The sequence below is a fragment of the Demequina sediminicola genome, from assembly GCF_000975055.1.
Taxonomy (GTDB): Bacteria; Actinomycetota; Actinomycetes; order Actinomycetales; family Demequinaceae; genus Demequina; species Demequina sediminicola.
The window spans coordinates 1-13,297 of sequence record NZ_BBRB01000003.1; the positions used below are offsets into that span (position 1 = coordinate 1).

Annotated in this window: 9 protein-coding genes; 3 read left to right on the forward strand and 6 right to left on the reverse strand. The window is 62.4% G+C overall.

Annotated features, from left to right (window positions below; translation table 11 throughout):
- Window positions 1–37: 37 nt before the first annotated feature.
- Window positions 38–1,372: a serine hydrolase domain-containing protein gene (locus AOP79_RS07035; protein ID WP_062072018.1), complete on the reverse strand. Its 1,335-nt coding sequence runs from the start codon at window positions 1,370–1,372 to the stop codon at window positions 38–40.
- 369 nt (window positions 1,373–1,741) lie between these two features.
- On the reverse strand, window positions 1,742–2,092 hold the full coding sequence (locus AOP79_RS07040; protein WP_161794240.1) for a DUF2249 domain-containing protein: 351 nt from the start codon (window positions 2,090–2,092) through the stop codon (window positions 1,742–1,744).
- A gap of 361 nt (window positions 2,093–2,453) precedes the next feature.
- Between AOP79_RS07040 and AOP79_RS07045 the strand changes: the two genes are divergently transcribed.
- Both AOP79_RS07045 and AOP79_RS07050 read left to right on the forward strand, forming a co-directional pair.
- Window positions 2,454–4,094 (forward strand): glycoside hydrolase family 13 protein, encoded by a 1,641-nt coding sequence (locus AOP79_RS07045; protein WP_062072022.1) that lies wholly within the window; start codon window positions 2,454–2,456, stop codon window positions 4,092–4,094.
- A 30-nt stretch (window positions 4,095–4,124) separates the two neighbouring features.
- Complete coding sequence (locus AOP79_RS07050) at window positions 4,125–5,183, forward strand: LacI family DNA-binding transcriptional regulator (RefSeq protein ID WP_062072025.1); 1,059 nt, start codon at window positions 4,125–4,127, stop codon at window positions 5,181–5,183.
- Between the two features lie 38 nt (window positions 5,184–5,221).
- Here AOP79_RS07050 and AOP79_RS07055 read toward each other — a convergent pair whose 3' ends face one another.
- From AOP79_RS07055 to glnA, 4 genes are read right to left on the reverse strand one after another with little or no spacing between them, the layout of a single operon-like run.
- Complete coding sequence (locus AOP79_RS07055) at window positions 5,222–6,268, reverse strand: hypothetical protein (RefSeq protein WP_152648055.1); 1,047 nt, start codon at window positions 6,266–6,268, stop codon at window positions 5,222–5,224.
- 34 nt (window positions 6,269–6,302) lie between these two features.
- Complete coding sequence (locus AOP79_RS07060; protein WP_062072029.1) at window positions 6,303–7,175, reverse strand: hypothetical protein; 873 nt, start codon at window positions 7,173–7,175, stop codon at window positions 6,303–6,305.
- Window positions 7,172–10,168 (reverse strand): bifunctional [glutamine synthetase] adenylyltransferase/[glutamine synthetase]-adenylyl-L-tyrosine phosphorylase, encoded by a 2,997-nt coding sequence (locus AOP79_RS07065; RefSeq protein ID WP_062072031.1) that lies wholly within the window; start codon window positions 10,166–10,168, stop codon window positions 7,172–7,174. Before AOP79_RS07065 ends, AOP79_RS07060 begins: the two co-directional genes overlap by 4 nt.
- 12 nt (window positions 10,169–10,180) lie before the next feature.
- Window positions 10,181–11,515, reverse strand: coding sequence for a type I glutamate--ammonia ligase (glnA, locus tag AOP79_RS07070; protein ID WP_062072033.1), 1,335 nt, complete (start codon window positions 11,513–11,515; stop codon window positions 10,181–10,183).
- A 119-nt stretch (window positions 11,516–11,634) separates the two neighbouring features.
- Here glnA and AOP79_RS07075 point away from each other — a divergent pair, with 119 nt between their 5' ends.
- Window positions 11,635–13,275 carry an NAD+ synthase gene (locus tag AOP79_RS07075; protein WP_152648056.1) on the forward strand — a complete coding sequence of 547 codons (1,641 nt, stop codon included), beginning with the start codon at window positions 11,635–11,637 and terminating at the stop codon, window positions 13,273–13,275.
- Window positions 13,276–13,297 lie beyond the last annotated feature (22 nt).

Genomic DNA, 13,297 nt, shown 5'->3' on the forward strand with positions numbered 1-13,297 from the left:
GTGGTGGGGGGGCGAACGCGCAGCGCGGTGGGGCCGTCTAGTTCAGTGCTGCAAGGATTGCTGCGGAGGTGGAGTCGACACGGTTGTCGTCAGCTGCCGGCGTGAATCCCAAGCGAACAATCACGACGTTCTGTGACGGCACCACCGTGATGCGCTGTCCATCGTGACCACTGGCAAAGTATGTGTCCTCGGGAAGCAAATCGTGGATCACGCTGCTGTCGGGACGAGTGTTGGACCACCAGCCCAAGGCGTAGCCATCGGAGCCTTCTTCGACCTCGGTGTCTATCGCCACGGTGGACTGCGTCATCCAACCTTCGGGAAGCAAACGCTGGTCGTTCCACGTTCCGTCCTGCAACGCAAACTGGCCGATGCTGGCCCACTCGCGAGGGGTCGCCCACATATAGGAACTGCAGACAGGCGTGCCCACGGCATCGGCCTCCAACGTCGCGCCTGCAAGGCCCAAGGGCGCGAAGATTTCCTGGCGAGGCACGTTCGCGAGGCCACGATCCTTCGTGACGACATCGCAGAGCAACGTCGTGCTGCCACTCGAGTACTGGAGGTACTCCCCTGGCGTGTGGGCGAGTTCCTGGGACGCAACGTAGGCTCCCATGTCCTCCTCGCCGTACAACATTTGAGTGATCGGAGTACCGAGATCGTAGGTCTCATCCCACTCCAGGCCACTTGTCATATTGAGCAACTGCCGGATGGTGATGTCCTGACGCCCGTCAGTCCATTCCTCACGCAACTGGTCGTCGTCAAGACTCAGCTCGCCTTGCTGAACTAATGCGCCCACCATCAGATTGGTGACGCTCTTGGTCATTGACCAGCCCAACTGAGGTGTGGACTCATCGAATCCGTCCGCGTAGCGCTCCGCGATGAGTTCGCCGTCTTTGAGCACGACGATTCCCCGCGTCCCTAGCGCGTCCTGGGCCTCCGCATCCAGATCGTCACCGAAGCCGTGCGCCAGGGCCTCCGTGATGTCAGCGTCATCTCCTACCGTGAGCGGGAGGCTGGCATAGGGATTGGAGTCTGCCGTGACATCGGTGGCTGTGGGAAGGACATCAGGGCGGTCGCCGGCCAGTGTGCATCCGTATCCGGGGAGTGCCCAGGCCGTTTGCTTTGCCAACACACCGAGGACCGATGCTGTGGCAGCGGCGTCGCCTGTGCTGGTGCGCATGACCGGCACTAGTGGGTTCTCAGGCAAATCGCTGTCGGGGTCCTGCCGTCCCGCGACGTGGTCGACGGCACAGGCGTTGTGCGCCGCATAGCCCGTACCTGTCAAGAGAAGCGGCCGTGCGTACCAATAGATGGCGGTGACGGCCACGGTGACCGCAACGATCACACTTATGACGACTTTTGTTGTGCGTGACATTGCGATCGGCTCCTGAGAGGGACAGCACGCGCGCGACCAATGCACACCGCGGCGTGTGATGGGGCGAGGCACTGGAGTGCCCCAGGACGGAGAACAGATTACGTCACCGGCGTGCCACATCACGACGAGCCCACTCGCGTCTTGTTCCGGCAGGCGCCAGAACCGAGAACTGCCCGTTCAAGATTGTCGTCCCCACCAGGGTCTTTCCTATTGTGGGAGGGCATAGCGGTCAGGCTTGTCACCACATGTGGGATTGACAACACCCACACACACGGTGGAGAGCGAACGCGCTGCCCAAGCGCACATGCGCTGCTTCGCGACCTCGTTCCCAGCCTTATCGCGACTGGATGAGGATGCCCCGGTTGGTCGCTAGCAGGAGACCCGGGTGACGGTCACGCGCCACTGCTGGGGGCCACTCGCGCGGTACTCAATCATGGAGAAGCCCGGAACATCGTGGTGGATCACGTCGAGAATGGCTGCTGGGTCATAGTCGGCGGTAATGGTGATGTGTTCGCCAGGCACCAGGATGGCACTCTGAGCCAGAACGCGGACTTGCGCGGCTCTCAGCCCAAGGCCTGTGACGTCAATATCCTGCGGTGGGCTAGCGTGCGCACGGCGCGCTCCCCCCGGCATGTGCCCCAAGGTGAGCAGGTCGATTTCATCGACACCGGTCACGGTGAAGGTGGAGGTTCCGCTTAACGCAGATCCAGGAGCACTCACAGTGATCTCCATCTCCACACCCTCCTAGCCGTGTCAAGGAATGAAAACGGCGGGCGGCACCATGTCCCCGTGATGCCGCTCCGCCAAGACCTAATCTACGGTCGAGATGATGACTGTTCGCGGGACGATAGTCCCGATTGACGTAGTTTTTATGGACTCAGGCATCCCCTGGGAGAGTTTGCTCGCACGTCGTGAAGCTCAGGGCGGCACATGCGGGGGCTGCCTCTCCCATCACACGAACGCGCGTGGAGTTTGCGCCAGCACCTTGTAAGCGTTTACATTGAGGAGGCGACTGAGGCGCCTCCCGGCCCGCTGTCACGGTACGGGAACGACGCCAACTCAACGGAGAGGAACCCATCCCATGACGTCTCACGAGAGCTCGTGGTGGCGCACTGCCGTCATCTACCAGATCTACCCCCGCTCGTTCGCAGATGCGTCCGGCGATGGCGTCGGAGACTTGCGCGGCATTACCTCGCGGCTGGACTCATTGGCGGCACTCGGGATCGACGCTATATGGCTGTCGCCCTTCTACGTCTCCCCTCAAAAAGATGCGGGCTACGACGTTGCAGACTTCACTGATGTCGACCCTCTGTTCGGTACTTTGGATGACTTCGATGCGATGGTGGCGCGTGCACACGAGCTCGGACTACGTGTCATCGTCGACATCGTTCCGAATCACAGCTCCGACCAACATGCATGGTTCCAGTCCGCGCTGGCCAGCCCACCAGGATCTGTGGAGCGGGCTCGCTACATCTTCCGCGACGGGCTCGGCCCCGACGGCTCACAACCTCCCAACAACTGGGAGTCCGTGTTCGGAGGCCCTGCCTGGACCCGTGTCACGGAACCAGATGGCACGCCCGGACAATGGTTCTTGCACCTTTTCGACTCATCCCAACCCGACTTCGATTGGTCACACCCAGAAGTCCTTGAAGAATTCGACCGCGTCCTACGGTTCTGGCTAGACCGCGGCGCGGACGGCTTCCGTGTCGATGTCGCGCACGGTTTGGTCAAGGCAGACGGACTCCCCGACTTCTCATACTCCGACGACGCTCACTCCATGGGCGGTGTCGAAGGCCCCTCGTCGCCGTACTGGGCACAAGACGGGGTCCACGACATCTGGCGACGTTGGCGCAGCGTCGTCAACGAGTACGCGGACCGGATTTTGGCCGCTGAGGCCTGGGTCGTCCCACTGTCACGCATGGCAAAGTGGGTGCGGCCCGATGAAATGCACCAAGCATTCAACTTCGCCTACCTCGAAACGCCATGGGAAGCCGCCGCGCTCAAGCAAGTGATCGATGAATCACTCGCGGAGTTCTCTGCCGTCGGTGCACCATCCACCTGGGTTCTGTCCAACCACGACGTCGTACGGCATTCGAGCCGACTCGCCCTCACGATCGACAATCCCCAAGGCCACGGCATCGGCCCTTCAACCACGCCCTTGCCGGACACCGCAGTCGGGTTGCAACGTGGGCGTGCGGCCACCGCGCTCATGCTCGCCCTCCCCGGCTCCGCGTACATCTACCAGGGCGAGGAACTGGGCCTGCCCGAGGCCATCGAGATTCCCGACGAGGCACGCCAGGACCCAACCTTTGCGCGCACAGCAGGTGAACGCTACGGCCGCGACGGCTGCCGCGTGCCGCTTCCCTGGAACGCCGATGCCCCCGCGTATGGGTTCTCTCCCACTGGGGACTCGTGGCTTCCGCAGCCCGAGCAATGGGCCACATTGGCACGCGATCAGCAGATCGACGACCCAACGTCCACGCTCAGCATGTACCGGCTGGCGCTGGCGCTACGTCGCGAAAACGATCTGGCGACGGGCACCATGCAGTGGATTGAGGACGTCCCGGATGGTGTGGTGGCCTTCAGGATTGGCGATGTCTCGGTCTATAGCGCGGTCGATCCCGGTGCGTCATTGGCCCTCCCGGACGGCGAGGTACTGCTCAGTTCCATGCCCATTACCGATACGATTCCACCGGACACCACGGTCTGGCTGAGGAGCTAGTCCGTACACGACGCCCCGAGGAGACTGCAGATGACCACGATTCAACGGGTCGCAGATCTCGCCGGGGTGTCCACTGCGACGGTGTCCCGCTCTTTGGCAGGAAAGTCGTCCGTCTCCCCCGCTACCAAAGAGCGTGTTGAGGCAGCGGCCAAGGAGCTTGGCTACGTGGTCTCATCCGCGGCGTCGTCCCTCGCGTCGGGCCGCACCCGCAATATCGGCTTCATCTTGCCCGACCTCGACAGTTGGTTCTTTATGGCCGTCCTCAAGGGAGCTCAGCGCATGCTGGCTGATGCCGGGTATGACGTCACGCTCTACCACCTGCCTGCCGCCAACGGTCTTGACGTGGATGAGCCCGGCACCGCACGACGTGCGCGCCTGTTTGACGAGATCTTGCGTCGCCAGCGTTGCGATGCGCTCATTGCCGTGAACCTTGAGTTGGACGAGCGAGAACGAGAGGCACTCCGGGAGTTGGGCCGATGCCTGGTGGGCCTGGGCGGGCCCGTTCACGGGGTCCACAGTCTGGGCCTCGACGATACGGCGGTGGCCTACGACGCCACCACGCATCTCTTGTCCCTCGGGCACACCGCGATCGCCCACATCACGGGTGACGCCGAGTTCGAACGTGACTTTGCCATGCCCGCGACGCGGCGCGCCGGCTACGAATCTGCGCTAGCGGAGGCCGGAATCGAATCAGATCCGCTACTCGTGAGGACCGCAGACTTCACCATCGCGGGAGCCTATGAGGCCACCAAGCAGCTCCTTGCGGACCCTCACGTCCATCCCACCGCAGTGTTTGCTGCCTCTGACGAGATGGCCATTGGAGCGATTCTCGCTGCACGCGACCTCGGGCTTTCCGTGCCGGAAGATCTCTCCGTGATGGGCGTCGACGGCCATGACCTCGCCGACTTCTTTGGCCTCACGACCATCGATCAGTACCCCGAACAGCAGGGCCAACGTGTAGCAGAGCTAGTCTTGAGCGAGCTCGCTGGCGAGGGCGTGGAGGCCGTGGTGGAGCGCTTGCCCTACGCTCTCGTTCAGCGCAGCAGCACCTCCATTGCCCCTCCACTCCATAGCCCCATCACTCCGTAGCACCCACTCCGTAGCACCGTCTCTACGGACAGGCGGCGCTAGGCCCGAGGCGATTCAGGCGTGGTGGCCCCATCGGTGTGAGCCGACGTCTCAAGTTCCTTCGTGTCAGCAACGGGCGCCGACGCCTCTGATGTGGGACCAGCGTTCACAGCCGTAGGCTCCGTGGACTCGTCAGGTTCGCCTACCGTAGCATCACCTTCGACTGGACGGTCGCCATCGAGACCAGGCACGAACTTGAGGAGCAACAAGAACACCAGCGCAAGGGCGAGTGCAATGAGGCCCAAGACCAGAAGAATGTTCGTGACGGGTTTCAGTGCGGTGTCCGCGATGACGTCCTCGACGAGAGTTCCCGCACCGCCCTCGCGGCCGCCTGGCACAAAGGCCGCAATCGTGCGGGGCCCAAAGAAGTTCAGCGTCAACGCGATGCCGACTCCAATGCCGCCGGCGCCAATCAGCGCGCGTGGCAAGAAGCGCTTCCACTTGGGTGCCATGGCGATGCCGCCAGCGATGAGCGCCAACCCGATCCAGATAAACCACGTCGCGGCCCATTGAAGGCCCTGGTAACCCGTGCGCACGTCCTCAAACGTATCCGCGGGAATGAGCTCTACCTCGACTGGGTCGATCTCAAGTTCAGGAATGAATGGGCCTGCCACTGGGATCTCGTCGATGCGCGTGTTGAGGCGGTCGCCGACGTCCAAGTAGATGCCGAAAGGCGCAGGTTCACGGTCAGGGTCAGAAATCTCGCTGAGAAGGAAGTTCTGCGCGCGGTCAGCGCTCGACAGCAACACGCTCTGGAACTGCTCGGACTGCACGAGGTCAACCGTCAAGTCATAGATCTGATCATCGAGGAGGTTGAGAGCGAGCGTGCCTGCCTGTCCATCGACTTGCTCATCCAGTGCTTTAATCAGGCCGTTCGCAATGACCTCGGCTGTTTGCTCCGATTCCACGACCTTGACCACAAGGTTCTCCGCGGCGGTGCCCTCCTCGATGCTCTCTGCAGCCTTTTGCGACAGTGCCCAGGCCACCAACACCATCGAACCCAGCACCACTAAAAACGCTGATACAACGATCCGCAGGTATTTCATCAAAAGAGCCTTCCGTAGTCCACGTGGTACCAGGCTAGCGCCGTCCGCCAAAAACGCGCCCCACAAGCATCACGACAACGCTCACGACAAGCGCGCCCGCACCGATCAATAGTGAACGTTGGGCAATGGAATCCGCACTGTCCTCCGTCACTGTTTGTTGCCACATTCCTCCGAGGACTCCCCCTTCACCACCCGGCAGGAACAGCAGAATTGTCTCCGGGGAGACGTAGCGCACGATCAGCCCAAACGCCAACGCGACGGCCCCCACAGCAATCAGAGCTTTGGCGATGAACCACCGGCGTCGGTGCGAGACGAGGATGCCGAGCACCAGGAGTCCCAGACCAAGCCATAACCCCCACGCCGCAAGCCACACCATCGACGCGTAGCCAGCGCGGGCACCGTCGACGGCCTCGGCGCTCATCACTTCAACACTCGCCGCTGGCACCGCGACATCAGGCGCCACGTCGCCGAGGTACTCCGTGTCATCAATACGTTCGTTGATGACCGATGACACATCGACGTCAACATTGAACGGAGCGCTGGGGCGATCCTCGGCGGTCAATGCCACCAAGAACTCCGACTCAGCGTTCTCGACTTCCGCCACCAACGCTTCTTGGAACAGGTCCGATTGGACGCTGCTGTCCACGGCAGACCGGATGTCATCGTCGACGCCCAGCGCAGCGGCATTGAAGCCTCGGTCACTGAGAGTGTCCAGGACCTGATCTTGTACCTGTGTCGAGATCCCCGTCACCACCCCGGGCACAGCCCAGGCTTTCTCGGCGATACTCGAGATGGCACTGCCGTCCTCGACCGACTTCACGGCAACTGAACTCACGGCCCATCCCACGATCAACAGCGCTCCACCCAGAATGCACAGTGCAGAGATCAGAGTCCTGAACGCGTTCACTCGTCAGTCTCCCAACCGTAAAACACTCGCTCCATCACGGTACGAGCGTGGCGCGTGGTCCGTTCGTAGCGATCGCGTAGTTCGAGACCAGTGTCGGGTATGGCAAGGATCTCGGTGAGGATCGCAAGCTCGTGTGGGTCGCCAGGCAAGACATCACCCTCGCGAGCCTTGCCCCGAAGCGCCAGGGCGCCCCGCAAGTCCGTGGCCAGCACCCATGCGTTGGTCAGCACCTTTGCATCCTGCGCGTTCATGAGACCGGCATCCACTGCAGCATCGAGAGCATCGCGCGTGTGCGTGGTGCGCAGGCCTTCTACCTCGCGCCCGTGCTGGAGCTGCAGGAGTTGCACGGACCACTCAACGTCGGATAGCCCCCCAGGGCCGAGCTTGAGATGACGCTTGGGATCGAGGCCACGCGGAAGCCGCTCGGACTCCATGCGCGCCTTCAGCGTGCGCATCTGACGAAGCGCGGCTTCCGAGACCTCTGCGGGGTACCGGACGGGATCGATCATCTCCGTGAACGCCTGACGTAACTCAGGATCTCCAGCACACGGGCGTGCACGGAGCAAAGCCTGAGCTTCCCACGGATCTGACCAGCGCCCGTAGTATTCCGCGCAACTGGCGAGTGAACGTGCAAGTGGACCATTGCGTCCTTCCGGACGAAGGTCAGCATCGATCGCGAGCCCGGGCTGGCTCGACACGTTCTGTAGTAACGAACGCACTCGTTGCGCTACTTTCACAGCGAGGGCTTGGCTGCCCTCGGCGGTGCCACGCCAAACAAATTGGACATCCGCATCGGAGTTGTAACTCATTTCACCGCCACCAAAGCGACCCATCGCGATGACGGCGAACTCCATCGGGAGGTCATCGAGCCCAGCCTTGTGGGCGACCTCCCAACGCGCGATCCTCAGTGCGCCTTCCACGGCAACATCAGCACAATCAGTGACCGATGCTGCTGCTTCGCTGGAGTTAATGAGCCCTAGCGTGTCTGCGGCGGCAACGCGCGCGAGTTCACGGCGTCGCAATCCCCGCAGCGCGGAAATCGCGTGGTCTGGATCCTGCGTGCGCAAAAGGATCGCGTTCGCTTCGTTCCACAGTCGCTCATAACTACGGGGCGCTAGATCTGCATCGTTGTCGAGCCATGTGACGTGTTCTGCAGACGCGAGTAGCGCATCGGTGACGTAAGGCGACGTCGACAATAGTCGTGCTAGACGCTCTGCGGCCGAGCCGGAGTCGCGCAGCAGCTTGAGGTACCACTGGGTGTCCGCGAGCTGCTCGGACAACGTCCGGAATGCCAAGAGCCCGGCGTCCGGGTCCGCACCTTCCGCGAACCACCCGATCATTGCCGGAAGCAATTGACGTTGGATTGACGCTCGGCGCGATACTCCCCCGGTGAGGGCGGCGATGTGACGCTGGGCCGCAGTGGCGTCGAGGAATCCCACAGCCGCGAGACGGTCGCGCGCGGCATCGTCGTCGAGCCGAGCCTCGTCAGCGCTCAGCGACGCGACCAGCGGCAAAATGGGCCTGTAGAACATGTCCAAGTGCATTGCCCGGACATCGCGGCGCGTGTCGTGCCACGCTTCCATCATGGCGTCAACCGAAGTGAACCCTGAGGCTCGCGCAAGAACTCGGTTGCCGTGGTCGTCGTCTGGCATCACATGCGTGCGTTGCATACGGCGCAACTGCAGGCGGTGTTCCCATACGCGCAGCTGGCGGTACGACTTCTCCATCTTTGCCGCATCAGGACGCCCCACATAGCCGCCGTCGCGAAGCGCGTGAAGTGACGTCAGCGTTGCCCTCGTGCGGAGACTCTCATCATGGCGACCGTGGACCAACTGCAGTAGCTGCACTGTGAACTCCACGTCACGCAGGCCACCCGCGCCTAGCTTGATGTGGCGATCCGCGACCTCGGCCGGAACGTGCTTTTCAACTCTGCGCCGCATCGCTTGTGCACCTGTGACAAAGCCGTCTCGCTCGACAGCAGTCCACACCATCGGCCACACGGAGTCCAGGTACTGCTGTCCGACTTCCCGGTCCCCGGCAATCGTGCGCGCCTTGAGGAGTGCTTGGAACTCCCACGACTCGGCCCATCGTTCGTAATAGGCCCGATGCGAACTGACGTTGCGCACAAGAGCGCCGTCTTTACCTTCGGGCCTCAGGTTGGCGTCGACCTCCCACAGCGCACCCTCCGCGGCAGGGCGATCACATGTGCGGGCGGCTGCCGCGGCAAGACGCGTCGCGACTGTGATTGATTCCTGTTCCGTCGCACCCTCGCCGGGTTCCGCCACGAAAATCACGTCTACGTCGGAAACATAGTTCAGTTCCTGAGCACCACATTTGCCCATCCCCATGATCGCCAAGCGTGTCTTGGCGTGGGCGGGTTCGTTGGCTCGCGCGACGGCGAGACCAGCCTCGAGCGCGGCACCCGCAAGGTCGGCAAGCACCTCCCCCACCTCGGGGAAGATCTCCTGAGGTTGGGGGTTCCAGAGGTCTCGCGCTGCGATGCGCATGAGTTCACGCCGGTACGCAATGCGCATCGCGACGACGCCCTCGTCACCATGCACAGATGCCACCGGAGCCGCGTCCTCAGGCGAAGCACCCACTGCCTCCAAGAGCCGGGCACGGACATCGACGTCGGACAGCGGCGCGGTGGCCGACCAACCTGCGCAATCAGCGATGAACTCGGGATGACGCACCAAGAAGTCACCAAGTGCCAGCGAACCGCCCAGGAGCTTGCCGAGGTAGACCCCTGAGCCTGCTTCCCGCAGGTCGAGAAAATCCTGCAGGTAGCCTTCGTCTCGCGCAGCCTCCGCGACACGCAACACCTGGAGGAGAGCGGCGTCAGGATCTGCCACCACAGCAAGAACCGGCGCTACGTTCTCCCAGGACTCCCCGGTGACCTCAGTCAGCGTGTCCAGCAATTGTTCTGCGCGAGCGGTCTCCATGACTCCCGCACGGCGCAACTGCGTAGCGAGTGAAACCTCGCGTGAACTCATGGGCCGGCGCCCCTAGAGGACTGGCAGGTACTGTTCGAGCTCGTAGGGCGTCACTTGCGCTCGGTACGCTTCCCACTCGGCCCGCTTGTTGCGCAACACAAAGTCGAAGACCCGTTCGCCAAGTGTCTCGGCGACGAGTTCGGACTTCTCCATCACTTGAATCGCCTCGGAGAGCGAGGCAGGCAGTGGCTCGTATCCCATTGCGCGACGCTCGGCGGGGCTGAGCTCCCACACGTCGTCTTCAGCGCCGTCTGGCAGTTCGAGGCCGTCTTCGATGCCCTTGAGGCCAGCAGCCAAGAGTACGGAGAAGGCAAGGTACGGGTTCGCCGCTGAGTCCATCGCACGGTACTCCACACGAGTGGACTGGCCCTTGCCTGGCTTGTGGGTGGGCACGCGAACCAGTGCGGAACGGTTGTTCGAACCCCAGCACACAAACGAGGGCGCTTCCGCGCCTCCCCAGAGGCGCTTGTACGAGTTGACGTACTGGTTGGTGATCGCGGTGATCTCCGGAGCGTACTTCAGCAGGCCTGCGATGAATTGGCGCGCCGTCGGTGAGAGTTGGTGATCTGCTCCAGGCTCGTAGAACGCGTTGCTGTCGCCCTCGAACAGGCTGAGGTGCGTGTGCATGCCAGAGCCAGGTCCGTCTACAAGTGGCTTAGGCATGAAGGAAGCGAAGACACCCTGCTCCAGGGCCACTTCCTTGACGACCGTCCGGAACGTCATGATGTTGTCGGCCATCGACAAGGCGTCTGCGTAGCGGAGGTCAATCTCATTCTGTCCGGGCCCTGCCTCGTGGTGCGAGAACTCCACCGAGATTCCCATGGACTCGAGCATCGTGATCGCTTCACGGCGGAAGTTGTGTGCGGTGCCACGCGGAACGTTGTCGAAGTATCCAGCCTTGTCAACTGGCTTGGGCGGCTGGCCGCTCTCGGGTGGCTCGACCAGGTAAAACTCGATCTCAGGGTGCGTGTAGAACGTGAAGCCCTGCGCCGATGCCTTGTCGAGGTTGCGCTTGAGTACCTGGCGGGGGTCGGTCAGTGCCGCCTCGCCGTCAGGAGTGGAGATGTCACAGAACATACGGGCAGCACCCTGCCGGGCTCCACGCCACGGAAGGATCTGGAACGTCGACGGATCGGGCTTGGCGATCATGTCTGCCTCGTAGACGCGCGTCAGCCCCTCAACAGCAGAGCCATCGAAGCCGATGCCCTCGTTGAACGCGTTCTCCAACTCGGCTGGCGCGATCGCGACTGACTTAAGTACGCCGAGCACGTCAGTGAACCACAGTCGGATAAATCGAATGTCTCGCTCCTCGACGCTGCGGAGCACGTATTCCTGTTGCTTATCCATAGGCCCATCCTGCCCTACACATGTGTCTTTTGTGTAACGCCTCGACACGAGTATCGAGGCGTGGTTTTTACCGTGCCCGACGAACAGTGAGCACGGCCGGTCGCACTACGATGACTGCCATGACGACGCTGCGGATTGCACTCGCCCAAGTCAACGCGTGCGTGGGCGACATTGCTGGTAATTCACGCCTTGTGCAAGCGACGTGCCGCGAGGCTCACACACGGGGCGCGGAACTCGTGCTCTTTCCAGAGATGGTGATCACGGGATACCCCATCGAGGACCTCGCATTGCGTGCGTCATTCCAGCGCGCCAGCGCCGCTGCAGTCACCACCCTCGCCGAGGATCTGGCTGCCGCGGGCCTTGGGGATTTGCACGTCATCGTTGGGTCCTTGGGAACCGATTCCGAGGGGCGCCCGCTCAACGAAGCCGCAGTCCTCAACGGAGGTGTGGTGACGCACCGCTACGCCAAGCATCATCTTCCCAACTACGGCGTCTTTGACGAGCGTCGCATCTTTGGCACGGGCAACGAACCATGTGTGGTGGACGTCAACGGATTCCGGGTCGGTGTCGCCGTATGTGAAGACATTTGGGTGGACGGCGGCCCCGTGTCACAGTACGCCGATGCTGACATTGACGTGTTGGCGGTCCTCAACGGTTCCCCCTTTGAGGAAGGCAAAGGACACATCCGCACTGATCTGGTGCGGCGGCGCGCCAAAGAAGTGGGCGCGCCTGTGGCATACGTCAACCTCTGGGGCGGCCAAGATGACCTGGTCTTTGACGGACACTCCTTCATCGTCGACGCCGACGGCTCATGGATGGCCAATGCCCCGGGCTTCGAAGATGCGCTCGTCACCTGGGACGTTCCGCAGGCAGGTACCAGTGGCCAGCAATCGGACGTGGTCGACTTCGCCAGCGACGACGAGCAGGTGTACCGCGCGTGTGTCACTGGACTGCGCGACTATGTCACGAAAACCGGCTTCACGTCCGTGGTGCTAGGCATGTCTGGCGGCATCGATTCCGCTTTGACGGCGGCGATCGCCGCGGATGCCATCGGAGGCGCGAATGTCACCGGTGTGGCGATGCCTTCCGAGTATTCGTCGCAGCACTCTCTTGACGACGCCGAGGACCTAGCCAAGCGCCTGGGCGCTCACTACCGCGTCCAGCCCATCGCACCCATCGTCGAGGCCTTTCAGCAGCAGCTGGCGTTAGAAGGGGTTGCCGAGGAGAATCTTCAGGCCCGAGTGCGCGGCGTGATCCTTATGGGTATCTCCAACCGCGAAAACCACCTGGTGATTGCCCCTGGGAACAAGTCTGAGCTCGCCACTGGCTACGCCACGATTTACGATGCAGGCTCCATCGGTGGATTCGCTCCGCTCAAGGATGTCGACAAAACGCGAGTCTGGGACCTCGCACGCTGGCGAAACGCGCGCGCCGAATCCCTCGGTGAAACTCCACCGATCCCCGAGAGCTCCATCACCAAGCCACCGAGCGCCGAACTGCGCCCAGGGCAAACCGATCAGGACTCGCTCCCACCGTACGAACTCCTTGACGAAGTGCTCGACGCGTATGTCGAGCATGCTGAAGGCAGGCCCGAACTGCTGGCGCGAGGGTTTGACCCCGAGGTCGTTGACACCGTTCTTCGTCTCGTCGACAGAGCAGAATGGAAGCGCCGCCAGTACCCCCTCGGACCTAAGGTGACGGCACTTGCGTTCGGACGCGACAGGCGCCTACCCATCACCAACAGGTGGCAAGAGCGCTAGCCGCGCACGCATCGGCTCTACA

Bases quoted from the DNA above. Each gene is read 5' to 3' on its own strand.
- AOP79_RS07035 (WP_062072018.1), bottom strand. From the start codon at position 1,372: ATGTCACGCACAACAAAAGTCGTCATAAGTGTGATCGTTGCGGTCACC.
- AOP79_RS07045 (WP_062072022.1), top strand. From the start codon at position 2,454: ATGACGTCTCACGAGAGCTCGTGGTGGCGCACTGCCGTCATCTACCAG.
- AOP79_RS07050 (WP_062072025.1), top strand. From the start codon at position 4,125: ATGACCACGATTCAACGGGTCGCAGATCTCGCCGGGGTGTCCACTGCG.
- AOP79_RS07055 (WP_152648055.1), bottom strand. From the start codon at position 6,268: ATGAAATACCTGCGGATCGTTGTATCAGCGTTTTTAGTGGTGCTGGGT.
- AOP79_RS07065 (WP_062072031.1), bottom strand. From the start codon at position 10,168: ATGAGTTCACGCGAGGTTTCACTCGCTACGCAGTTGCGCCGTGCGGGA.
- glnA (WP_062072033.1), bottom strand. From the start codon at position 11,515: ATGGATAAGCAACAGGAATACGTGCTCCGCAGCGTCGAGGAGCGAGAC.
- AOP79_RS07075 (WP_152648056.1), top strand. From the start codon at position 11,635: ATGACGACGCTGCGGATTGCACTCGCCCAAGTCAACGCGTGCGTGGGC.